21 protein-coding genes are annotated in these 22491 nt (G+C 64.9%); 4 read left to right on the top strand and 17 right to left on the bottom strand.

Annotation, left to right across the window (positions count from 1 at the left end):
* Positions 1-41: 41 nt before the first annotated feature.
* The 8 genes from BBTA_RS16415 to BBTA_RS16380 form a co-directional block, all read right to left on the bottom strand.
* Positions 42-872 carry a flagellar motor protein MotB gene (locus BBTA_RS16415; RefSeq protein ID WP_012043615.1) on the bottom strand — a complete coding sequence of 277 codons (831 nt, stop codon included), beginning with the start codon at positions 870-872 and terminating at the stop codon, positions 42-44.
* A 36-nt stretch (positions 873-908) separates the two neighbouring features.
* Positions 909-1682 (bottom strand): motility protein A, encoded by a 774-nt coding sequence (locus tag BBTA_RS16410; protein WP_012043614.1) that lies wholly within the window; start codon positions 1680-1682, stop codon positions 909-911.
* Between the two features lie 177 nt (positions 1683-1859).
* The gene (locus BBTA_RS16405) at positions 1860-2222 is read right to left on the bottom strand and encodes an Hpt domain-containing protein (protein ID WP_012043613.1); all 363 of its coding nucleotides are present in this window, start codon (positions 2220-2222) and stop codon (positions 1860-1862) included.
* Positions 2219-4408 (bottom strand): hybrid sensor histidine kinase/response regulator, encoded by a 2190-nt coding sequence (locus BBTA_RS16400; RefSeq protein WP_012043612.1) that lies wholly within the window; start codon positions 4406-4408, stop codon positions 2219-2221. Before BBTA_RS16400 ends, BBTA_RS16405 begins: the two co-directional genes overlap by 4 nt.
* 288 nt (positions 4409-4696) lie before the next feature.
* A complete protein-coding gene (locus BBTA_RS16395; protein WP_012043611.1) occupies positions 4697-5416 on the bottom strand; it encodes an RraA family protein in 720 nt (239 codons plus the stop codon).
* A gap of 111 nt (positions 5417-5527) precedes the next feature.
* On the bottom strand, positions 5528-6418 hold the full coding sequence (locus BBTA_RS16390) for a phosphatidylcholine/phosphatidylserine synthase (RefSeq protein ID WP_012043610.1): 891 nt from the start codon (positions 6416-6418) through the stop codon (positions 5528-5530).
* Between the two features lie 87 nt (positions 6419-6505).
* Positions 6506-7222, bottom strand: a complete 717-nt coding sequence (locus tag BBTA_RS16385; protein WP_305727951.1) for a phosphatidylserine decarboxylase — start codon at positions 7220-7222, stop codon at positions 6506-6508.
* Between the two features lie 101 nt (positions 7223-7323).
* Entirely contained in the window at positions 7324-9297 is a 1974-nt protein-coding gene (locus BBTA_RS16380; RefSeq protein ID WP_012043608.1) for an ABC transporter ATP-binding protein/permease, read from the bottom strand.
* 243 nt (positions 9298-9540) lie between these two features.
* Here BBTA_RS16380 and BBTA_RS16375 point away from each other — a divergent pair, with 243 nt between their 5' ends.
* Complete coding sequence (locus BBTA_RS16375; RefSeq protein ID WP_012043607.1) at positions 9541-10143, top strand: TIGR00730 family Rossman fold protein; 603 nt, start codon at positions 9541-9543, stop codon at positions 10141-10143.
* 5 nt (positions 10144-10148) lie between these two features.
* On the opposite strand, the gene BBTA_RS16370 is transcribed toward BBTA_RS16375, so the two are convergent.
* The 4 genes from BBTA_RS16370 to cysS form a co-directional block, all read right to left on the bottom strand.
* On the bottom strand, positions 10149-10526 hold the full coding sequence (locus BBTA_RS16370; RefSeq protein WP_012043606.1) for a VOC family protein: 378 nt from the start codon (positions 10524-10526) through the stop codon (positions 10149-10151).
* A gap of 122 nt (positions 10527-10648) precedes the next feature.
* Positions 10649-12262, bottom strand: coding sequence for a citramalate synthase (gene cimA / locus BBTA_RS16365; protein ID WP_012043605.1), 1614 nt, complete (start codon positions 12260-12262; stop codon positions 10649-10651).
* Positions 12259-12759, bottom strand: a complete 501-nt coding sequence (locus tag BBTA_RS16360; protein ID WP_012043604.1) for a GNAT family N-acetyltransferase — start codon at positions 12757-12759, stop codon at positions 12259-12261. Before BBTA_RS16360 ends, cimA begins: the two co-directional genes overlap by 4 nt.
* Positions 12760-12873: 114 nt before the next feature.
* Complete coding sequence (gene cysS, locus BBTA_RS16355) at positions 12874-14292, bottom strand: cysteine--tRNA ligase (RefSeq protein WP_012043602.1); 1419 nt, start codon at positions 14290-14292, stop codon at positions 12874-12876.
* 371 nt (positions 14293-14663) lie between these two features.
* On the opposite strand from cysS, the gene BBTA_RS16350 reads away from it, so the two are divergent.
* Positions 14664-14972 (top strand): hypothetical protein, encoded by a 309-nt coding sequence (locus tag BBTA_RS16350; protein ID WP_012043601.1) that lies wholly within the window; start codon positions 14664-14666, stop codon positions 14970-14972.
* Positions 14973-15125: 153 nt separating this feature from the next.
* Entirely contained in the window at positions 15126-16304 is a 1179-nt protein-coding gene (locus tag BBTA_RS16345) for a DUF2865 domain-containing protein (RefSeq protein ID WP_012043600.1), read from the top strand.
* Positions 16305-16327: 23 nt separating this feature from the next.
* Here BBTA_RS16345 and BBTA_RS16340 read toward each other — a convergent pair whose 3' ends face one another.
* From BBTA_RS16340 to BBTA_RS16330, 3 genes are read right to left on the bottom strand one after another with little or no spacing between them, the layout of a single operon-like run.
* On the bottom strand, positions 16328-17707 hold the full coding sequence (locus tag BBTA_RS16340; RefSeq protein WP_012043599.1) for a nitrilase-related carbon-nitrogen hydrolase: 1380 nt from the start codon (positions 17705-17707) through the stop codon (positions 16328-16330).
* Positions 17708-17719: 12 nt separating this feature from the next.
* Positions 17720-18073, bottom strand: a complete 354-nt coding sequence (locus BBTA_RS16335; protein WP_012043598.1) for a diacylglycerol kinase — start codon at positions 18071-18073, stop codon at positions 17720-17722.
* On the bottom strand, positions 18073-19461 hold the full coding sequence (locus BBTA_RS16330; protein ID WP_012043597.1) for a class II 3-deoxy-7-phosphoheptulonate synthase: 1389 nt from the start codon (positions 19459-19461) through the stop codon (positions 18073-18075). Before BBTA_RS16330 ends, BBTA_RS16335 begins: the two co-directional genes overlap by 1 nt.
* Positions 19462-20547: 1086 nt before the next feature.
* Between BBTA_RS16330 and BBTA_RS16325 the strand changes: the two genes are divergently transcribed.
* Entirely contained in the window at positions 20548-21282 is a 735-nt protein-coding gene (locus BBTA_RS16325) for a metallophosphoesterase (protein WP_012043596.1), read from the top strand.
* 64 nt (positions 21283-21346) lie between these two features.
* On the opposite strand, the gene BBTA_RS16320 is transcribed toward BBTA_RS16325, so the two are convergent.
* Positions 21347-22075, bottom strand: coding sequence for a sulfite exporter TauE/SafE family protein (locus tag BBTA_RS16320; protein WP_012043595.1), 729 nt, complete (start codon positions 22073-22075; stop codon positions 21347-21349).
* A gap of 37 nt (positions 22076-22112) precedes the next feature.
* Positions 22113-22307 carry a hypothetical protein gene (locus tag BBTA_RS16315; protein WP_041750690.1) on the bottom strand — a complete coding sequence of 65 codons (195 nt, stop codon included), beginning with the start codon at positions 22305-22307 and terminating at the stop codon, positions 22113-22115.
* Between the last annotated feature and the right edge of the window lie 184 nt (positions 22308-22491).

The raw sequence follows: 22491 nt of genomic DNA, 5'->3' as shown, positions 1-22491 counted from the left end.
AATGACGGGCGACGCCCGCCCTTCTGGCCGACAATCCCGCTTTAGGGCTTCAGATCGGGGGGCAATGGCGGATCCTCGCGCATCAAGGTGATGGTCACGCGGCGATTGGCGGCGAGCGACGGATCGTCCGGGAACAGCGGCTGGGTATCCGCCTTGCCGGAAACCGCGAAGATGTGGCTCGGCGGCAGACCTTCCCGCTCCAGGATCTGACGCACGGCGTTGGCGCGGTCTGCCGACAGGTCGAACGCGCCGTAGTCGCTGCGCGCCGGAACGAAGCCGGCCGCGGTATGCCCGGTGATCTGCACCCGCAGCGGCGTCGCCTTGAGCGGCGCAGCCAGCTTCTCGATCAGGCGGCGGGTGCGATCATAGGGCACTTTCGAGCCATCGGCGAACATGGAACGGCCGTCCTGGTCGACGATCTCCAGGTTGAGCCCCTGCTTGGTCTCCTCGAACATGATGTGCTTGGAGATCTCGGTCATCTCCGGCATGTCCTGCAAGGCCTGACGCAGCGATGCGGAGGCCAGGGCGAACTGCCGGTCGGTCTTGAGCTTGGCGCCGTTGGTGTGCTGGCGCTCCTCCTGCTCGGGGCTCGGCTCGCGGGACGTCTCCTCCGGCGAGACATGGGCTGCGTTCTTGAGCTTCGGCCGGGTCGGCAGGCCGTCGGATTCGACGATGCCCGAATAACGCGACTCGGATTGCACGCCGAACGCATCGCGCATCGAGCCCGCGACGACCTTCAGCTTGTTGTTGTCCATGGTCGAGAAGGCGACCAGCATCACGAAGAAGCTGACCAGCAGCCCCATCAGGTCGGCGAAGGTCACGAACCAGCCGTGACCGCCGCCATGCGCATCGCCCCGCTTCTTCTTGGCCATCGCTCACCCCATCCCCGGATCGCCTGCCGCTGCCGATCAGGCAGGCACAGGCTCACCTTCGGCGTGGCGATGCTTCTCCGGCAGATAGGCCAGCAGCATCTCGCGCACGAGAGCCGGGCTCTTGGAGTCGCGGATCATCAGGATGCCGTCGATGATCAGCGTGCGATTGGTCTCCTCATCGAGCAGCTTGCCATGCAGCTTGTCGGCGATCGGCAGACAGATCAGGTTCGACACCAGCGCGCCGTAGAGCGTTGCCAGCAGCGCGGTGGCCATGAACGGACCGAGCTTCGACGGGTCGGTCATGTTGGCGAACATCTGCACCATGCCGATCAGCGTTCCGACCATGCCGAACGCTGGCGCGCAGTCGCCGATGGCGCGGTAGATCTTGCTGCCCTCGTCGAGGTGCATCAGGAAGTTGTCGCGGTCGCGCTCGAGATTGTCACGGATGAATTCGAGGTCGTAGCCGTCAGCCACATAGCGAATGCCCTTGGCCAGAAAGGGCTCATCGGTTTCGACCTTCTCCAGGCCGACCGGCCCCTGCTTGCGGGCGATCTCGGCGATGCGGGCGAGTTCGTCGACCAGCTCGCGGGCCGACAGGCGGCTCATGGTGAAGGCGAACTTCATGCCGAGCGGAATGCCGTGCAGCATGACTCCGAGCGGAAAGCGGATCATGGTCGCGGAGATCGAACCACCGAAAATGATGATCGCGGCGTGCTCGCTGACGAACATTTCGAGATCGCCGCCCAGCAGCATCATCGTCGCGATGACGATCACGCCAGCTACGAGCCCCGCAGTCGTCATAATATCCATGAGTCAACTCCACCGCCTACGCGCACCACCGACCCCGCCGGACCGACGCGGCTCTTCTGAGCCACGTGTTTCGAACCCTACGCGGCCGCCATTAAGGACGAGTTACTGAAATTGGTAGGCATAACACCGGGTAAAGAACGTCGCCGGCATCCTGTCGAAATGGACCACGGTCGCTTCTCAGGCGGCCGCTACGCCACGCTTGAGCAGGTTCGCCTCGGCGAACCGAACCGCCTGCTCGAACGACTGCTGCATCTTGTGGACCATCTCCAGCATTTGCGCCGGCTCCATCGTCGCCGAGCCGAGCTCGAGCTCGCGTGACAGCCTCGACAGCGCCGAGAAGCCGAACGTCGCCGACGAGCTCTTGATGGAATGCGCCTCGCGCTTCAGCTCCAGGCGATCCTCGAACTTGCTCGCAAGAGTGCCGAACTTCCCGGACGTATCGTCCAGGAACGTGCGCAGCACCTCCAGCGCGTCTTCCTCGCCGAGCTCGGACACCAGGATCTGGTAGACGGATTCATCGAATTGAACCAAGTCGGTCATGCCACAAGCCTTTCCTTGTGTTTGGCAGCTGTCGCCCGAAGCAGAGCAGCATTCAGTCGATCGCGTGTGACCGGCTTGGTCACGAAGTCGTTCATGCCGGCATCCGTGCACGCCAGATGATCCTGGCTGGTGGCGTTGGCCGTCAGAGCGATGATGTAGATGTCCCGCGCGGGCGGCGGCAGCGATCGGATCATCCGGGTCGCCGTCAGCCCGTCCATCTCGGGCATCATCATGTCCATGAGCACGAGATCGTAGGCATGCTTCTGCACGGCAGCGATGGCCTGGGTCCCGTTATCGACGATGTCATAGCCGTGACCAAGTTTGTCGAGGAGCTTCTTGATCACGAACTGATTGGTGAGATTGTCCTCGGCGACAAGAACCTTGAGCGGCTCGAAATTAGCCGGCCGCTCCTCGGAAACGCTCTCGCCGACCGGCACGATCGGCGCTTCGGGCACGCTGAGCTGCTCGACATCCGGCTGCGGTTGCGGCTGGACCTCGATGGAGAAAGTGAAGGTGCTGCCTTCGCCGATCTTGCTCTGCACCTTGATGTCGCCGCCCATGCAGGTGACGAGCCGTTTGCAGATCGCAAGGCCGAGACCGGTGCCGCCAAAGCGGCGAGAGATGGAGTTGTCGACCTGCGAGAACTGTCTGAACAGACGGCCGACAGCCTCGGCGGGAATGCCGACGCCGGTATCGGCGACCGAGAACACCAGGGTCAGGTTCGGTCCTGCCAGATTCTCGGCCCGCACATCGATATTGACGCTGCCCGCCTCGGTGAATTTGAGCGCATTGCCGACGAGATTGAACAGCACCTGGCGAAGCCGCGCGGGATCGCCCACCACGTAATTCGGCACGTCCGGCGCGATCGATGTCGTCAGTTGCAGGCCCTTCTCCTTGGCGCGCGAGACCAGCAGTTCGGCCGTCGCGGTCACCGACCGGTGCAGGTCGAACTCGATATGCTCGATTTCCAGGCGATCGGCATCGAGCTTCGAGAAATCGAGCACGTCGTTGAGCAGCTGCAGCAGATAGTCGGCAGATTCCCGCAATGTGGTCGCGATCTTGCGCTGCTCCGGCGCGAGATCGGCCGACAGCAGCAGGTCGGCAAGCCCGATGACGCCGTTCATGGGGGTCCGGATCTCGTGGCTCATCATGGCCAGAAATTCGGATCGCGCCCGCGTCCCGGCCTCGGCCGCGTCGCGTGAGGCGGCGAGGCCGGCCTGGTAGCGCGCGATCAGGATGGTGATGATGCCGATGATGACCGTCAGCAGCGTGCCGACCATCAGGCCGCGGTCGACCCTGATGGCGCTGAAGACCTCGTCGGTCGCCTGCCCGACAACGACCACCAGTGGCTGATCCTTGACACGCCGGAACGAATAGATCCGAGAGATGCCGTCGATCTGGCTCTTAGTGATGTAGGATCCACTGGTCTTTTGCTCGATGTTCGCCATGATGGGGCTGCCGGCCAACGAGGAGCCGACGGCACTCGGACCAGCCGAAGCACGCGCGCGAACAATGCCGTCGGTGCCGACCAGGGTCACATTGCCATTCTTGCCAATGTCCACCGAGTTGTAGAAGCTGGAGAGATATTCAGGATCGAGCGAGACCACCACGACACCGCCGAAGGAGCCGTCCTGCAGGATGATGCGGCGTGTCAGCTGGATCGACCATTTGTTCGAGACGCGGCCGAAGATCGGCTTGCTGATGAAGAGAAAATCGGCCGTGCCGTCGGCGTGGACACGGAAATGCTCGCGGTCGTGCAGGTCGAGGCCGCGCATTTTCGGATCGATATTGCTGGACAGCATGATGCCGTCCTTGCCGATCACGACGACCTGGAACGAGAAGTCGGACAGGAACTGGCTGTTCCTGGCCCACAGCGACATGTCGAAATTCTGCGGATCCTTGGCATAGGAGTCGCGGACATAGAGCAGCGTCTGATCCGCCGCGCGGATCGAGCGGATGATCTGCTCTTCGAAAGCCCGGGCGAGGTTGGCGCCGTTCTTCAACGCCGACTGCTCGGTGCGGGCGCGCTCCTCGGTGATCGTGTAGACAATTCCGACCCACACCAGCGCAATCGCCGACAGGCCGATCACGGCGCTGCCGAAATGCCCGATCAGCCGGACCAGTGCATCGACAGCCCGGTCGAGCCGGCCGAACAGCGGCATGGATTTGGATAACACCCTGAGCATGTCTTCTCGTCCTCGAAGACATGCAATAGCGATGCAGGCTCGCCATCAGGTAAAGCTTGATGGATAAAATCTTCCCAACGCGCGACGGCGCGTTAATTCTCGCCATGCCGCTCGTGGTTCGAGGTAATCCCTCACCTGAATTGGTGCGATTTCAGGGGCGCGGCACTCATCCCCGTAGTCATCCGGAGAGGCCCGCCGATGGCCCCGTCCGGCCTGGCGGATGCACGGACCGAGCGAGCCGCCCCTCGAACGAGGCGGCTCGCTCTGGAACGATGGCGCAAGCCGCGCTCAGTGGATCTCGGCGGATCGCTTCAGCGCCTCTTTGAGCTTGTCGAGCGAGAAATCAGCCGACCGTGCGATCTCCAGGATCGGGGTTTCGCGGCGGGCGCAGAGCTCGGCCGCATCGGGCAGGCTGGCGGCGATGTCGTGGGGGATCACGATGGCGCCATGGCGATCGGCATGGATCAGATCATCGGAGTGCACCGTCATGCCGGCGACGCGAACTTCGCCGCCGAAGCTCTCGGCATGCACCCAGGCGTGCGACGGCCCGATCGACCCCGCCAGCGCCTGAAAGCCGGGCGCCCATTGCGGGATGTCGCGAATGGAGCCATCGGTGATCACGCCGAGACAGCCAAGCGCCTTATGGACGTTGCTCTGCACCTCACCCCAGAAGGCGCCATAGCCGATATCCGGCCCGTCGATGTCCTGGATCACGGCAATCCGCGGACCGTGACCGGTGCCGACATACTCGTAATAGGCAATGCGCCGCCTCGCCTGCTCCTCGGCCGGGAGTGCGGACTTCACCACCGAGCGGATGGTCACCGTGCGCGCATATCCGACCATGGGAGGCAGATCGGGAAACGGACAGACCAGCGGTTTGGTGGTGTAGCCGATCAGGCGGCGCTCCGGCGCCACGATCTCCATCGCATTGCAGATGGTCGGCGTGTCGTAGCGCGCGAGCGCCTCGAGGATGGAGGGAGCGAGCGGCGCGGCGGCGGGACTTGTCACAGGCGTTGTCTCCGGATGATGCGGACGGCATTCACGAGCGTCCTTGGCCATCCGGTATAGACGAGGCGGCCCAGGCCGGCAAAGCTCCGGCCCGGACCTGGGGCCTTGCGCTCAGTGCAGACGTTCAGGCGGCCGCTGCTCCTGCTCGGGCGCAGGCACGCTCGGCTGGGAGAATGAAGCGGCGGACGGCGCCGACCCTTGCGACGCCGTGGCCGCGGCGCCGAGCGCGGCCGCATGGCGCGCCGCCTGCTGACGGTACAGCCGCCAGCCGAACGGCAGGCTCAGCATATAGAGGATCGAGCCGGCCGAGAGGATGTGCCAGGGATAGACCACGAGCAGCGCGACGAAGAACACCACCGCCGCAAATACTGGCAGCACGAGCTCAGGCGCGACGCGCATTCTTGCGGTCTTGCCCGAGAACACCGGAAGCCGCGACACCATGAGGAAAGCGATCAGCAGCGTGTAGGCCGCGGTCACCAGCGCCGGCGGCTTCGGCACATCGAGGAAGGCCAGATAGACAGGCAACAGCACGGTGATCGCTCCCAGGGGGGCCGGGACACCGGTGAAGAAATTCGCCGCGAACGGCGGCTTGTTGGGATCGTCGATGCTGGCATTGAAGCGCGCCAGCCGCAGTCCGCCGCTGATCGCGTACATCATGGCGGCAATCCAGCCGCCGTCGCGCAGCTCATGAAGCTGCCAGAAATAAAGGATCAGGCCGGGCGCCACGCCGAAATTGACGAAATCGGCGAGGCTGTCGAGCTCCGCGCCAAATTTCGACTGCCCCTTGATCATCCGGGCGATGCGGCCGTCGATGCCGTCCAGGAAGGCCGCAAAGACGATGGCGCCGACAGCGAGCTCCATCCGGCCTTCGGTCGACAGCCGGATCGCGGTCAGGCCGGCGCAGATCGCCAGCAGGGTGATCATGTTCGGCACGAGCAGCCGCACCGGAATCGGACGGAAACGGCGACGGCGCAGTTCGGGAGAGTTCGGATCGAAGCTCATGATCACACCGCAGAGTGGCTGGTCTGAACCTTGTGCCGGAGCGCGACCCAAGGTTCCCTTAATGAGTCATACTGGATTGGCCGCGGTTCACTGGCTCCGGAACGTCAGTCCAGGCGTGGCCACATCGAAATCGGCCAGGATGGTTTCGCCGGCAATGGCGGTCTGCCCCTCCGAAACCAGAACTTCCGTGCCATCAGGCAGATAGACGTCGAGCCGCGATCCGAACCGGATCAGGCCGAAGCGCTCGCCGGCACCGACCGTCTGGCCTTCGCGCACGAACGACACAATCCGGCGCGCCACGAGACCGGCGATCTGGACCACGCCGATCTTGCCGTGGGGCGTCGAGATTGCGAGCGAGTTGCGCTCATTGTCCTCGCTCGCTTTGTCGAGCTCTGCATTGATGAACGCGCCGGGGCGGTAGGAGATCTTCTCGATCCGACCGGCCACCGGGCTGCGGTTCACGTGAACATTGAAGACGCTCATGAAGATCGATACGCGCAGCAGTGGACGGTCCCCGAGGCCGAGCTCGGCCGGCGGCAGCGCCCGCGTAATCATCGAGATCCGCCCGTCGGCCGGTGCCACCACCAGCCCCTCCCGCTGCGGGGTGACGCGGATCGGATCGCGAAAGAACAGCGCGCACCAGACGGTGAGCAGCGTTCCGATCCAGCCAAGTGGGGTGAAGATCCAGAACAGGATCAGGCTGACGAGGGCAAATCCTCCGATGAAGGGATAGCCTTCGGGGTGAATCGGGGGAATCTGAGCACGAATGGAATTGCTGATCGACATGGCCTGCTTCGTTGAGATGGTGCCGCTCCGAGATCAGAGCTGAGCGCCGCCCTGACTAGGTCGCCGAGCGGCGAAGGTCAAAATGAATCCTTAACTGGGGATCGCGGCGGTTCGCGGGCTCATTCGGCAGCCGTCGCCACTGGACCGTCCAGATCGGGTCTGGTCACCTCCGGCTCGCTTCGACCGGGCGGATTGCGGTTCGGAGCCGAAACGTCGTCGCCGATCTGAGCCAGCTTCTCGCGCGCCGCCTCGGCCTCGCGCTGGCGGTTCCACATGCTGGCATAGAGACCGCCCTTTGCGAGCAACTCGGCATGGGTGCCCCGCTCCGCGATGCTACCCCGGTCCAGCACAATGATCTCGTCGGCAGCCACAATCGTCGAGAGCCGGTGCGCGATCACCACCGAGGTCCGGTTGCGCGACACCCGGTCGAGCGCCTCCTGAATCTCGTGCTCAGTATGGCTATCCAGTGCCGAGGTGGCCTCGTCCAGGACCAGGATCGGCGGACCCTTGAGGATCGTTCGGGCGATCGCGACGCGCTGCTTTTCACCGCCGGAGAGCTTCAGACCGCGCTCACCCACCTGCGTCTCGTAGCCCTTGGGGGCCATCCGGATCAGGCCGTCGATCTGGGCCAGCCGCGCGGCCTCCTCGACCGCGGCATCATCGGCATCCCATCGCCCATAGCGGATATTGTAGCGGATGGTGTCGTTGAACAGCACGGTATCCTGCGGCACCATGCCGATCTGGGCGCGCAGCGACACCTGGGTGACGTCGCGAATGTCCTGCCCATCGATCAGGATGCGGCCGCTGGACACGTCGTACAGCCGGAACAGCAGCCGCGAGATGGTCGACTTGCCAGCGCCCGACGGCCCCACGATCGCAACCGTCTTGCCGGCGGGCACCTCGAAGCTGAGCCCCTGCAGGATCGGCCGGTCCGGCTCATAGGCGAAGCGGACATCCTCGAAGCGGAGCTGGCCGCTCGTCACCACGAGCGGCTTCGCCCCCGGCGCATCCTTCACCTCTGCATCGCGCGTGAGCACGCCGAACATCTTCTCGATGTCGATGATCGCCTGCTTGATCTCGCGGTACACCATGCCCATAAAGTTCAGCGGCTGGTACAGCTGTATCATCATGCTGTTGATCATGACGAAGTCGCCGACCGTGTTATGGCCCTGACGCACGCCTTGGGCACACATCAGCATCGCCGCAGTCAGCCCGATGGTGAAGATCACCGCCTGCCCTGCGTTGAGCACCGCGAGCGAAGTATAGGTTTTGACGCTGGCGCGCTCATAGCGCTCCATCGAGCGGTCGTAGCGCTCGGCCTCGCGCGCCTCGGCGCCGAAATACTTCACCGTCTCATAGTTCAAAAGCGAGTCGATCGCTTTGGTATTGGCCTCGGTATCCGAGTCGTTCATGCGACGCCGGATCTCGATGCGCCATTCGGTCGCGATGTAGGTGTAGTAAAGATAGGCCGCCACCATGGCCAGAGTGACCAGCACGTAACGCCAGTCGAACTGCCACAGCAGCACCGCGGTCAGCAGTGAGACCTCGACGATCGTCGGGATCAGCTGCAGGATCACCATGCGCACGATCGTCTCGATAGCGTTGCGGCCGCGTTCGAGCACGCGGGTCAGACCGCCGGTCTTGCGCTCCAGATGAAAGCGCAGCGACAATTCGTGCATGTGGACGAAAGTGATGGTCGCGAGCTTGCGCACCGCATGCATGGCGACGCGGGCGAAGATGCCGTCGCGCCATTGCGTCAACACCGCCATCAGCACGCGTATCGCGCCGTAGCTCGCTGTCATCACGATGGGCGAGGCAACCAGCCAGAAGGCCCAGTTATCCGGTTGAATTGGCGCAGTGTTGGCGCCGGTCAGCGCGTCGGTGGTCCATTTGAAGGTGAAGGGCAGAACAAGCGTCGCGACCTTGGCCGCGAGCAGCAGCACGACCGACCACAACACGCGCATTTTGAGATCGGCCCGATCGCTCGGCCAGATGAAGGGCCAGAGACGCCGCAAGGTGCCGGCCAGCGTTCCCTGCTCGAGGGACGCTTGCGGCTGGTTGGCGGCAGGATCGGAGGCGGAATCAGGTGGCATCAAGCAATCTGGAACAGCAGGGGGCGCGGCATGTTGTGATGCCGAGGCGAGCCTGCGTCATATAGAGTGTCCCCGCGCCATATGCACGCGCGTGGCGACCAAAACCGTTGCCGCGGCGCAGTATTTGCATCCTCGATTGCGACAGATTTATCCGGATCGTGCGGGACTCTCCGTAAAAGCCCGCAGATCCAGCCCATCCGCCTTCGTCTTGACGCCTTTCAACTGCAGTGTCACATCCCTCCAATGACTGAAATCCGCACCGTCTGCGTCTATTGCGGCTCCGGCCCGGGGACGAATCCCAGCTTTATCGAATCAGCCAAGGCGCTCGGCAAGGCGTTTGCCGAGAGCGGCGTCAGGCTCGTCTATGGTGGCGGCTCCGTCGGCATGATGGGCGCCGTCGCCAAGGCCGTGCTGGATCATGGTGGCGAGGTGACCGGCATCATTCCGGACTTCCTAGTGAAGAAGGAAGTGATGATGCCGCTGAAGGATCTCATCATCACGCCCGACATGCACGAACGCAAGCGGCTGATGTTCGAGCACTCCGACGCGTTCGTCGCCCTGCCGGGCGGGATCGGCACGCTCGAGGAGCTGGTGGAGCAGCTGACCTGGAAGCAGCTGGGACGCCATGCGAAGCCGGTGCTGATGGCCAATATCGACGGCTTCTGGGAACCGCTGTTCGCGCTGCTCGCTCACATGCGCGAGACCGAGTTCATCCGCCCCGGCTTCCAGATCGAGCTGCTCAAGGCCGAACGCGTCGAGGACATCCTCCCCCGCTTGCGCGAAGCGGCCGCCCGCGTCGCCAAGGAAGAGACGGAAATGGCGCCGGAGATCGCCAAGCGGCTCTGACATCCCTACTCCGTCGGAAATGTCACCGCTTCGATCCGGTTGCCGTCGGGATCGAGCACGAAGGCCGCGTAATAGCGTACGCGGTCATGCGGCCGCAGCCCGGGCGGACCATCCGAGACCCCGCCGGCCTGCAGCGCCGCGGCGTGAAAGCCATCGACCTCCGCCGTGCTCTTGGCGCGGAAGCAGAGATGCGAGCCGGTGTCAGCCGGCACGCGGGCCATCCCAGGGCGCAGATTGATCCAGAACTCCGGATAGGCCTTGCCAAAGCCGATGGTCGTCGGCCGTTCGATCAGACGCGCCAAGCCAAGTGGCGCCAACGCCTGCTCATAGAAGCGCGTGCTGCGAGCGAGATCGCTGACACCGACGGAAATGTGGTCGATCATGCGTTTGCTCCTGGCCCCTCCGCGTCAATGCGAGGAGCACAGCGACGGAGCAGTCCAGAGTCGCGCGATCGCTCCTGCACTGCTTCGCTGTGCCGCTGCGCTCGCAATGACGGCCACCTATTTCACCCCGCCGCGCCAGACTTCACGAGCTTGTAGAATACCGAATCCATCAGCGCCTGGAACGAGGCGGCGATGATGTTGGGCGAAACACCGACCGTGGTCCAGCGCTCGCCTGTTTCGTCCTCGCTCTCGATCAGCACGCGCGTGACCGCCTCGGTGCCGCCGTTGAGGATACGCACGCGGTAGTCGATCAGCTTGAGGCCGTCGATATAGCCCTGATACTTGCCGAGGTCCTTGCGCAACGCGACGTCGAGCGCGTTGACGGGGCCGTTGCCTTCGGCCGCCGAGATCAGCCGCTCACCGGCAACGTCGACCTTGACGACCGCGAGCGCCACGGTGATGCGCTCGCCGACCGCGTTGTAGCGCTGCTCGACATTGACGTCGAACTGCTCGACACGGAAAAACTCCGGCACCGAGCCGAGGGTGCGCCGGGCCAAGAGCTCGAACGAGGCATTGGCGGATTCATAGGCGTAGCCGGCGGCCTCGCGCTCCTTCAGCTCCTCGACAAGGCGCGTCAGCTTCGGATCGTTCTTGCTGAACGGGATGCCGCCGCGCTCCAGCGCGGCGATGACGTTGGAGCGGCCAGCCTGATCGGAGACCAGCACCTTACGATGATTGCCGACGCTCTCGGGCGCGACGTGCTCATAGGTCTGAGGATCCTTGAGCACGGCCGATGCGTGGATGCCGGTCTTGGTGACGAAGGCGCTCTCGCCGACATAGGGCGCATGCCGGTTCGGCGCCCGGTTGAGCATGTCGTCGAGCGTGCGGGACACCTTCACCAGCGAGCCGAGCTGCTGATCCGAGACGCCGATCTCGAATCGGCTGGAAAATTCTCCCTTCAGCTTCAATGTGGGGATCAGCGAGCACAGATTGGCGTTGCCGCAGCGCTCGCCGAGACCGTTCAAGGTGCCCTGGATCTGGCGGACCCCGGCCCGCACCGCCGCAAGTGAATTCGCCACCGCCTGCTCAGTGTCATTATGGGCGTGGATACCGAGATGATCGCCGGGCACGTGCTTCGCGACCACACCGACGATCGTCTCGATCTCGTGCGGCATGGTGCCGCCATTGGTGTCGCACAGCACCACCCAGCGCGCCCCGGCCTCATAGGCGGTCCTGGCACAGGCGAGAGCGAACTCGGCATTCTCCTTGTAGCCGTCGAAGAAATGCTCGCAATCGAGCATGACCTCGCGCCCGGCGGCCCTGGCCGCCGTCACGCTGTCGCGGATCGACGCCAGATTCTCCTCGTTCGTCGTCTCGAGCGCGACCCGCACCTGATAGGCCGACGATTTGGCGACGAAGCAGATCGCATCCGCCTTGGCCTCAAGCAGGGCCGCCACGCCGGGATCGTTCGACACCGAGCGGCCGGCACGCCGCGTCATGCCAAACGCGGTGAAACGGGCCTGGCCGAGCCTCGGCTTCTCGGCGAAGAACTCGGTGTCGAGCGGATTGGCGCCGGGATAGCCGCCCTCGACATAATCGATGCCGAGCTCGTCGAGCATGCGCGCGATGACGCGCTTGTCGGCGAGCGTGAAATCGACGCCGTTGGTCTGCGCGCCGTCGCGCAGGGTCGTATCGAACAGATACAGCCGTTCCCGGCCTGTGCCCGTGCTGCTCATGCCTGGGCTCCTGCGCCGAGCGTCTTTTTCATCGTGGTGTTCGCGAGCCACTCGCCATTGATGGAGACGCTGTTGCGCTGCTGAGCGACGTAGCCACGCTTGCGAAAGAAATCCACCGCGCTGTCGCTGGCGTCGACCCGCAGGCCTGTGGTGCCACGCGCGCCCGCGAGCTTCTCCAGCGCGTCGCACAGCGTCGCTCCAACGCCCTGCCCGGCGGCGCTCGGATGCACATAGAGCATGTCGATCTGGTCGTTGCCCTTCAGGGAGGCAAAGCCGACGGGCGCCCCTTGCAGCGTCGCGATCAAGGTGAGCTCGGATGCCAGCCTCTTGCCGAAGCCGGCTTCATCATCGGCGGCGGACGCCCAAGCCTCCTGCTGCTCCTCGCTGTAATCGTCTGACGTCAGTTCGTGGATGCTGGCAACGAAGATCGCGGCCAGCAGCGGCGCATCTGCGGGGAGAAACGGCCGCAACGCGGCTTTCGGAAATGCCTGTCCCATGTCCTCACCACATGCCGTAGAGCTTCGTGACCAGCGCCACTGCGCCCGCGATCAGCACCAGTTTCAGTCCGATATAATACAGCCAGTGCCGCGGAAACGGCGTGTCGGGCTTCGTCATCGCGCCATCTCCCAGGTCGTGACCGGCTTGCCGTCGGCGCCCTTGCCGTCCTTCAGCACCACGCCCATGGCCGCGAGCTCGTCGCGCAGACGGTCGGATTCCTTGAAATCCTTGCGCGCCCGCGCCGCGGTGCGCTCGGCAATCAGGCCCTCGACCTTCGCCGCATCGACGCCGCTGGCCTGTTGCTTGCGCGCGCGCCATTGCGCGGCATCTTCGGCCAGGAAGCCCAACAATCGCAGCGACCCGACGAAGCGCGCCACATCGTCGACACCGCCAGAAGCTGCCTCATTGCGCAGACCATGAAGCACGGCGACCATCAACGGCGTGTTGATATCGTCACGCAGCGCTTCGATGACGGCGTCCGCAGGCCTGCCTTCGCGCAGATCGCCCGCCGTGCGGTACCAATCATCGACCGCCTTCGCGCTCTCCTCGAGCCCTCTCAAGGTCCAATCGATCGGCGAGCGATAATGCGTCTTGAGCATGTTCAGGCGTACGACCTCGCCCGGCCAATCCGCCAGGACCTCCCGAATGGTGACGAAGTTGCCGAGGCTCTTCGACATCTTCTCGCCCTCGACCTGCAGGAAGCCGTTGTGCATCCACACATTGGCCATGCGCGCGGTGTGGAAGGCGCAGCAGCTCTGCGCCACCTCGTTCTCGTGATGCGGAAATACGAGATCGATGCCGCCACCATGGATGTCGAAGGTCTCACCGAGGTGCTTCCAGGACATTGCAGAGCATTCGATGTGCCAGCCGGGACGGCCCTCGGCCGCGATGCCGGCCGGCGACGGCCAGGACGGCTCGCCGGGTTTCGACGGCTTCCACAGCACGAAATCGGTCGCATCCTTCTTGTAGGGCGCGACGTCCACGCGGGCCCCGGCGATCATCTCGTCGAGCGAGCGATTGGCGAGCGCGCCATAGCGCGGCAGCACCTTGTTGGCGGCATTCATGGCGGCTGGAGAGAACAGCACGTGGTCCTCTGCGACATAGGCGAAGCCGCCGGCCACCAGCCTTTCGATGATGTCGCGCATCTCGGCGATATGCTCGGTCGCGCGCGGCTCGATCGTCGGCCTGAGGCACCCGAGCGCGTCGACATCCTCATGGAACTGTCGCTCAGTCAGCTCCGTCACATTGCGGATGGCCTCGTTCAGCGGCAGTCCGGGAAAGTCGCGCGCCGCGCGCGCGTTGATCTTGTCGTCGACATCCGTGATGTTGCGGACATAGGTGACGTGCTCGGCGCCATAGAGATGGCGCAACAGCCGGAACAGGACGTCGAAGACAATGACCGGGCGCGCGTTGCCGATATGGGCGAAGTCATAGACGGTCGGTCCGCAGACATACATGCGGACATTGTTCCGATGGAGCGGCACGAAGGGGCGCTTCTCCCGCGTCGCGGTGTCGTACAAACGCAATTCCATGGTCCGTCCCCGAATGCCTGTGCGTTCCGCCTCGCCGGGCGAGACGTGACAGCTGTCCTCCGCCAGATGACGCCCGCAGGCGGGCGGCCACGGCAAAATCACGCTCCGACCTGCCGGCCGGGCGTCCTGATCATCTCGGGTGAGAAAAGACGGCCTCAGCCAGCGAATCGCTAGCGCGTAATCTCGCGGCAAATGCAGCAGATGGCGAGGAAACCGTTCATGGGTGTCACCATGATCCAGGCTGGTGTTGCCGTCAAGGGTCGCAAAACGGCCGTTTTCGCCGCCCAAATGCACCCGCCCTGCCGCGAGGTTAATCATTATTAACCTTTTTGGCCTAACCATGAGTTGTATCCCTCATCGTCCGGTGCACCATGCGATTCTCCTCGGCGCTGCTCGCCTGCTTCGTCCTTCTCGCCGCCGCAACGACCGCTTCGGCGGAGAGCCGCATCTTCATCATCGCCAACGAATCCGACGGCTATGGCGTCGACCAGTGCCTGGCCAGGGGTGACAAATGCGGTGCCTCGGCCGCGCGCTCCTACTGCCAATCACGGGATTTTGCTCAGGCCTCGTCCTACCGCCGGGTCGATCCCGATGAGATTACCGGATCGGTCTCGAAGGCCGGCGCAAGCTGCACGCACGGCAGCTGCAGCGATTTTGTCGCGATCACCTGCCAGCGCTGAGCCGTCCGGCACCGGCAGTTCCCGCCTTCCGGGCGCCCTGGAAACGACGTGACGCTGCCGAACAAAGCGGCTATTGGAAGCTCGCCGCTGCCGCGATTTTTCCGAATTCTGTGCTAGTCCCGCGGCTGCATCCATGGACCGGAATACCACATCTTGATCGCTTCCCTGTCTCCGCGCCTGTTGGCCCGTACCGCATTGCTCGGACTGATCCTGACCGGCTCGCACGCGCTCGCCCAATCCAGTTCCGACTCCTATGCGCAGATGCCGCCGGGCCCGCCGACGCCGCAGGCCGGGGTCAATCCGATCTGCCCGCGTCTCGAGGCGCAGCTTGCCTCGATCGACCGCGGCGGTGGCGGCGATCCCGCCCGTGAGGACCAGATCCGGCGCTATCAGGATGCGGCGGCCAAGCAGCAGAGCGAGCTCGATCGCGTCAGCATGCAGGCCAAGCGCATGGGCTGCGACAGTTCCGGCTTCTTCTCGCTGTTCAACGGCCGCTCGGCCGAATGCGCCCCCGTGAACAACCAGATCCAGCAGATGCGCGCCAATCTCGACCAGATCACCGGCAGCCTGGAGCGGCTGCGCGGCGGCGGCTTTGGCGGCGAGCGGGACAATCAGCGTCGTTCGGTGCTTGCGGCGCTCGGTCAGAACAATTGCGGCCCGCAATATCAGCAATATGCCAATGCCAACCGCGGCGGCGGCGGCGGCGGTGGCGGCGGCGGCAATTTCCTGACGAGCCTGTTCGGCGGCGGCCCCGACACCAACCCGGCCGCGTCGCTGCCACCGCCGAGCGCCGATCTCGCCGCGCCCCAGGGCACCTACCGCACCGTCTGCGTACGCAGCTGTGACGGCGCCTATTTCCCGATCTCGTTCGCCACCGTTCCCGGCCGCTTCGCCGATGACGAGCGGGCCTGCAAGGCGCAATGCCCGGCCGCCGACGCGACGCTGTTCACCTATCGCAATCCCGGCGAGGACATGAACCAGGCGGTGTCGGTCAACGGCCAGCCCTACAGCGCACTGCCGAATGCGTTCAAATATCGCACCGAGTTCAACCCATCCTGCTCTTGCAAGGCGCCGGGCCAGACCTGGGCCGATGCGCTGAAATCGATCGACGACCGGGCCAGCGCCGCCGAGCAAGGCGACATCATCGTCACGGAAGAGAGCGCCAAGCGGATGCAGCAGCGCCAGACCGGCAAGCCACCGGCGACGGCTGCCAAGAAGGGCGCAGCGCCCGCCGATGCGGCGCCGCCGGCCGCGACCGCCGACACCACCACCGGCGCCGGCGGCGACAAGCAGATCCGTACGGTCGGCCCGACCTTCATCCCGGCGCGCTGAGCAAGTCCGCCGGGTCATCCGCATCATCCCTCGCACGCGTCGGGCGCTGTCGCCTCGACCGCCCGGCCCCGCGCATCGCCAGGCGTCCAGCGCCCCCGCAAGGCGGCGAGGCGCATCACTTGCATCGTGCTGATGTCGGCGAGCGGAGCGAAGCCGCAGCTCACATCATCAGCGTGACGCGTGCCTCTCCCCGGCAGATCCGACGTGTTGCTGGCGGCAACGACCAGCAGGCCGGATGTGCGCGCCAGCGCCCGCAGCATGGTGCCGCGGATATGCGCCAGCAGGTCGTCCTGAACGCCGGTCGCAAGCGGCCGAGGCAGGATCTTTTCGAAGCCTTCGACGGCAGCCTCGATCGGCCATATGTCGAGGGTGATGCCGAGCCTCGCCGCGAGCGCCTTGGCGTCATCGTTTGCCCCCGGCGCGGTATCGCGCCCAGGCAGCAATACGCCGCGAACCTTGTCCGGCCCGAGCGCATCGACCGCGATCTCGGCTGATAAGACCGTCGAGATGCCGCCGGCCAAATCGAGCAGCACGCCAGAGAACCCGTTCTTGAGCGCGTGGTCGCGCAGGCCGAGCACGCACGCGGCGTAATCGGCCTCGTCACCGTCGATCGCGTTCGCCACCGGGCCGTGGCCGTGCCAGCCGTCGGCGCCCCTGCTCCAGGTCAAGGTCACGACCTCCGCCGCGAAGCCGCTCAACTGGGTGGCCACCGACAAATCGGCATTGAGCGCGAACGAGGCGCCGTCGAACACCACTCCATCCTGGCCGCCCACCTGGTTGAGCCAGACGAGCGGCAGGTCGCTCCCGGTGACAACCGCCACGGCGGCCGAGAGGCGCCGATCGCCGCCACCGCGGACATAGGCCGAACCGCTCGGGACCACGATGATCTCGGCTCCGGTTTCCGCCAAGGTCTCGACCACGCTCTCGTCGTCCGACGATGCTTCGACCCGGATGTCCTCGCCAATCGCAACGCCGATGCGAACCCCGCGCACGCTGACGGGCCCGGCGGCCGGACCACGGGCGAACAGGCGCCTCTGGTCGCCATCGGGCAGGTTGGCCTTGAAGCGCAGCGCGGCAATGCGGCCGCCGTCAAGCAGCGCGCAGGCATTGAAGAGCCTATCGTCCTCGGCCCAGGGCGTGCCGATCAGCACGGCCGGCCCGCCATCTGCGGTCTCACCCGCCAACGTCTCGATCGCGGCGCGGCAGGTGGACTGGAACGCGGGCTCGCGAACCAGATCGGTCGGCGGATAGCCGGCCATGAACAGCTCCGGCAGCGCCACCAGATCGGCACCATCGGCCGCCGCCTTGGCGCGCGCCTCGCGCGCCCTCGCGGCGTTGCCCGCGACATCGCCGACCGTGGGATTGAGTTGGGCCAGCGTGATCCGGAAGACGTCAGCGGCCATCGCTCAACCCGTTCACAACAGCCCGAGCCGCTCGGCGATCGCGAACAGCCAGAAGCTGCCGGACATCAGGAGCGCCACGCCAACCGCGGCCGAGCCGAGATCCTTGACCCGGCCAATCTGCAGATCGTGCTCGGTGGTCAGGCGATCGGCGAGCTTCTCGATCGCGGTGTTGAGCAGCTCGACCACCAGCACCAGCACGACGGCGCAGACCAGCTCGACGCTGCGCATCGGCGTCGCGCCGATCACATAAGCGAACGGCAGCGACAGCAGGAAGGCGACCACCTCCTCACGCACCGCCTGCTCGGAGCGAAGCGCGAAGGCCAGGCCATTGCGCGAGTTGACCGTCGCGCGCCACAGACGCAGCATCAGAAACCCGCGACGGCCGGCATCGGGGCGGACTTGCCGCCGCGCTGCTGCTTCAGCAGCTCGGCGATCAAAAACGCCATGTCGATCGACTGTTCGGCATTGAGCCGGGGATCACACACCGTGTGATAGCGGTCGTTGAGATCCTCATCGGTGATCGCCCGCGCGCCGCCGATGCATTCGGTGACGTCCTTGCCGGTCATCTCCAGATGGATGCCGCCGGCATGGGTGCCCTCGGCCGCATGCACGGCGAAGAAGGCACGCACTTCCGAAATGATGCGGTCGAACGGCCGGGTCTTGTAGCCCGAGGTCGAGGTGATGGTGTTGCCGTGCATCGGATCGCACGACCACACCACCTTGCGTCCTTCCCGCTGCACCGCGCGGATCAGGTGGGGCAAGTGATCGCCGACCTTGTCGGCGCCGAAGCGGCTGATCAGGGTCAGCCGGCCCGGCTCGTTGTCGGGGTTGAGGATGTCGATCAGCTTCAAGAGCTCATCCGGCTTCAGCGAGGGACCGCATTTCAGGCCGATCGGGTTCTTGATGCCGCGGAAATATTCGACATGGCCATGGTCGAGCTGCCTTGTGCGGTCGCCGATCCAGATGAAATGACCCGAGGTCGCGTACCAATCGCCCGTCGTCGAGTCGACGCGGGTGAAAGCCTGCTCATAGCCGAGCAGCAGCGCCTCGTGGCTGGTGTAGAAATCGGTGGCGCGCAGCTCGGGATGGCTTTCGAGATCGAGGCCGCAGGCGCGCATGAAATTGAGCGCCTCGGAGATGCGGTCGGCCAGTTCCTTGTAGCGCCGCGACTGCGGGCTATCCTTGACGAAGCCGAGCATCCATTGATGCACGCTGCCGAGATTGGCGAAGCCGCCGGTGGCAAACGCACGCAACAGGTTCAAGGTCGCCGCCGACTGCCGGTAGGCATCGAGCTGGCGCTGCGGATTGGGGATGCGCGCCTCGGGTGTGAAGGCGGTGTCGTTGACGATGTCACCGCGATAGCTCGGCAGCTCGACGCCATTGATCTTCTCGGTCGGCGACGAGCGCGGCTTGGCGAACTGGCCGGCGATGCGCCCGACCTTCACCACCGGCACCGCGCCGGCATAGGTCATGACGACCGCCATCTGCAGCAGCACGCGGAAGAAGTCGCGGATGTTGTTGGCGCCATGCTCGGCAAAGCTCTCGGCGCAGTCGCCGCCCTGCAGCAGGAAGGCCTCGCCGGCTGCCACCCGCGCCAGCGATTTCTTCAGGTTGCGGGCCTCGCCGGCGAACACCAGCGGCGGAAAGGTCGCGAGCTGCGCCTCGACCTCGGCCAGCGCCTTCGGGTCGGGATATTCAGGCACCTGCTGCACCGGCTTGGAACGCCAGCTCTCCGGGCTCCAGCGCTCGGTCATGGCTTCTACTCCCTTCGCGAAACACCGCGCGCTTGTTCCCCCGCCGCGGCGCGCGCGTTATACACAGCCTGTCTGCGAACCGCCATCCGGAATTTAAGTCGTCCCGCCAAGCCGTTGCAGCTGCGAAGGGATTCCGGCTCGTCCGAGATTCCGGAGATTGGCGGCGGGCCCACGCCCTGCGCCGTCCTTGCGAGCGCAAGCGAGGCTCGACAATGACCAGTGTCATCCCGGCCATCGCCGGAATCCATCATCACCGGCTGTCGTCGTGACGCCACGTGGATCAACTTGCGCAAACCAACCGCGCCTTGGGCGTATGGGTCCCGGGTCGGCGCCGCGCCGCCGCGGCTTGCCCGGGACGACAGCCGACGATGACCAGGGAGCACGGGATCAGTTGACACGTGGTCTCGTTCCCGCGGCACGGATGCCCGAGGTTGAAGCCGAATGGTTCACCCTCTCGACAGTTCGGAGGGCGCAGGGAATGCCGGGTGAAGGCCCCACCCATGGCCCGCCTGCGGAAAAAAAGTACAGGCGGCAGACACCACAGGCAAAGCCGATCAACCGGCATTCCCTGCGCGACAGTCTTAACGCTTATACGCAGTCTGCCTGGTGCGCCGGCGTGTTGGCCACCATGGCGACAATGCGCTTTCGCACATTGCGCTGGACACCAGCATCGGGGTGTCGGCACGCTGCGACTTCACGTCCGCAGCCTCGCCGTTCGTCCGCGCATCCCAAGGACACGCTGCGGCAAAACCACGGCCATCGCTCCCCGCCCCGCGTGTCGTGACGATCGCGCGCAACGCCCCTTCCGAATGAGGCGGGATGCGCGCAGTAGAGCATTATTTCTGGAAATCGTAAAGACAAATCTTGCAGCGATACCAACCGCGGTCCAGATCCGAGCGGTTCGAGGCCAATCCCCACCAACGGCGTTTCCAGCTTCCGCATTGTCCGCACCAAGGGCGGCATGCTAGCGTGAGGACCAAGCGCCGATTTGACCATCAGCTTGCGGGCGCGTTTCCAAATGCAGCTAAAGCGAACGGTTCATCGCATGGCCACGCCCTGCCCGCCGTTCCCCGAACGGAGGCTTTCATGCGTTTTGCGGCCATCGCCGACATTCATGGCAATTCAGACGCGCTCGCGGCCGTGTTGGCCGACATCGCTTCGCGCGGCATTGATGACGTGGTCAATCTCGGAGATCATCTGAGCGGCCCGCTCGAACCTGTCCGCACCGCCGAGATGCTGATGGCCTGCGGCTTCGCGTCGATCCGCGGCGACCAGGACCGGCACATGATCGACCTGCATCGCGCGGGAGACTCGTCGCGTCGCGATGTCCGAGCGCTCGAACAGGCGCATATCGACTGGCTCGCGGCCCAGCCAGCGACGCTGATCTATCGCGACGACGTCTTTCTTTGCCATGGGGCGCCGGACGATGATGCCGCATTCTGGCTCGAGGAGGTGATGGCAGACGGCACGGTGCGCCCGAACAGTCTTGCTCGCATCGCGGCGCGGGCTGACGGAATCGATGCCTCGCTGATCCTGTGCGGACACAGCCATGTTCCGCGCGTCGTTCGACTGCATGATGGTCGGCTGATCGTCAATCCCGGCAGCGTCGGACTGCCCGGCTATCGCGGCCGTCCGCCGAGCAGCTATCGGGTGGAGACCGGCACTCCCGATGCCTGCTACGCGGTTCTGGAGCGCGGGCTACGCCAGTGGTCGGTCACGCTGCACTACGTGCCCTATGATCCAGCGCCGATGGCGGCGTTGGCGCGCAGCGGGGGCATGCACGACTGGGCGAACGCCATCGCGACCGGCTGGGTGGCGTGAGCCGCTGACGCAGCTGTCCTGTTCGCCGCATGCGCAGGCATCACGCCCAGAAGGGCATGACCTTTCAGACGACCAGCAGCAGACCCGACAGCAGCAGGATGCCCAGGATGATCTTCCTGAACACCGCGTCCTTGATCCTGCGAAAAGCGAGGATGCCGAGGGCGGTGCCGGCAAGGAGAGCGGGAATGCTCATGGCGAGATCGACGAGCACCTTGGACGACAGTTCGTGGCGCGCCAGCATCATGGCCAGCGATGACACCTGCATCACCGCGATGAAGGGCTGCACCAGGCCGCGCTGATCGGCTTTCTGCAGGCCGTGCATCTCGCACCAGATCGTCGGCAGCGCACCGGGCATCGCCGTGAGGCCGCCGATCACACCGCCGCCGAATCCGACCATCGCCGTGCGGCTTCGGCTCATCTCCTGCAGGCGGCCGAGGCCGGGCTTGAACAGCATGTAGCCGGAATAGGCCGCAATCATCAGGCCGAACCCGCGCTGAAAGGCGCGGGCATCGGCATTATGCAGCAGCCAAAGCGCCAGGGGCACGCCGAGGATGCCGCCCAGGATCAGCACCGCGCTCTCCTTCCAGCGGATGCTGTTGCGCAGCGCCCACAAATTCGTCGCCTGCACGCCGATGCTGCAGGCCATCATCAAGGGGACAGCCTCCAACGGCTGCAGCACATGCAGCAGGATGGCGCCGGCCACGGCCGAAAAAGCGAATCCTGCCAGTCCGGAAACGAAAGCACCAAAGAAAACGGCGACGCTGAGCAGCAGGAATGAATCGAGCCCGGGCATGAAATATCTCCGGCTGAAGAATGAAAATGAACTGGGGTCAATCGTAGATCTGACGCATCGAAACAGAAGAAGGACCATCCACCGTGGCAGAGGCCCGCACGATGACGCCGGCAACAACGTGCAGCAGCAGGAACAGGATCGCGATGCCCACCGCCAGCGCCGCGCGTGGCGTGACCGAAAGTCTCTGCTGCGGCGGAACCCGATGGGCCTGCATATCCGTGATCTCCAGCAACTGATTTGATGGTTGCTAGCATCACAGCGTCCCCTGAGCGTCCCCCGATAGGAGTATGGCACGCGACGTTCGTTCCCCGGCGCGCGCAGCGTTGGCTGTCTCGCCTGGAGCCGGCTCATCCGCCATTGCACCGATGCATTGCTCATTCGGCGAGAGTTCCAGATTGACAAATCCATAACCATAC

Source organism: Bradyrhizobium sp. BTAi1 (assembly GCF_000015165.1).
GTDB classification, from domain to species: domain Bacteria; phylum Pseudomonadota; class Alphaproteobacteria; order Rhizobiales; family Xanthobacteraceae; genus Bradyrhizobium; species Bradyrhizobium denitrificans.
This window is presented reverse-complemented; position numbering and strand designations above follow the sequence as displayed.

Bases quoted from the DNA above. Each gene is read 5' to 3' on its own strand.
- BBTA_RS16415 (WP_012043615.1), bottom strand. From the start codon at position 872: ATGGCCAAGAAGAAGCGGGGCGATGCGCATGGCGGCGGTCACGGCTGG.
- BBTA_RS16410 (WP_012043614.1), bottom strand. From the start codon at position 1,682: ATGGATATTATGACGACTGCGGGGCTCGTAGCTGGCGTGATCGTCATC.
- BBTA_RS16405 (WP_012043613.1), bottom strand. From the start codon at position 2,222: ATGACCGACTTGGTTCAATTCGATGAATCCGTCTACCAGATCCTGGTG.
- BBTA_RS16400 (WP_012043612.1), bottom strand. From the start codon at position 4,408: ATGCTCAGGGTGTTATCCAAATCCATGCCGCTGTTCGGCCGGCTCGAC.
- BBTA_RS16390 (WP_012043610.1), bottom strand. From the start codon at position 6,418: ATGAGCTTCGATCCGAACTCTCCCGAACTGCGCCGTCGCCGTTTCCGT.
- BBTA_RS16380 (WP_012043608.1), bottom strand. From the start codon at position 9,297: ATGCCACCTGATTCCGCCTCCGATCCTGCCGCCAACCAGCCGCAAGCG.
- BBTA_RS16375 (WP_012043607.1), top strand. From the start codon at position 9,541: ATGACTGAAATCCGCACCGTCTGCGTCTATTGCGGCTCCGGCCCGGGG.
- BBTA_RS16370 (WP_012043606.1), bottom strand. From the start codon at position 10,526: ATGATCGACCACATTTCCGTCGGTGTCAGCGATCTCGCTCGCAGCACG.
- cimA (WP_012043605.1), bottom strand. From the start codon at position 12,262: ATGAGCAGCACGGGCACAGGCCGGGAACGGCTGTATCTGTTCGATACG.
- BBTA_RS16360 (WP_012043604.1), bottom strand. From the start codon at position 12,759: ATGGGACAGGCATTTCCGAAAGCCGCGTTGCGGCCGTTTCTCCCCGCA.
- cysS (WP_012043602.1), bottom strand. From the start codon at position 14,292: ATGGAATTGCGTTTGTACGACACCGCGACGCGGGAGAAGCGCCCCTTC.
- BBTA_RS16350 (WP_012043601.1), top strand. From the start codon at position 14,664: ATGCGATTCTCCTCGGCGCTGCTCGCCTGCTTCGTCCTTCTCGCCGCC.
- BBTA_RS16340 (WP_012043599.1), bottom strand. From the start codon at position 17,707: ATGGCCGCTGACGTCTTCCGGATCACGCTGGCCCAACTCAATCCCACG.
- BBTA_RS16335 (WP_012043598.1), bottom strand. From the start codon at position 18,073: ATGCTGCGTCTGTGGCGCGCGACGGTCAACTCGCGCAATGGCCTGGCC.
- BBTA_RS16330 (WP_012043597.1), bottom strand. From the start codon at position 19,461: ATGACCGAGCGCTGGAGCCCGGAGAGCTGGCGTTCCAAGCCGGTGCAG.
- BBTA_RS16325 (WP_012043596.1), top strand. From the start codon at position 20,548: ATGCGTTTTGCGGCCATCGCCGACATTCATGGCAATTCAGACGCGCTC.
- BBTA_RS16320 (WP_012043595.1), bottom strand. From the start codon at position 22,075: ATGCCCGGGCTCGATTCATTCCTGCTGCTCAGCGTCGCCGTTTTCTTT.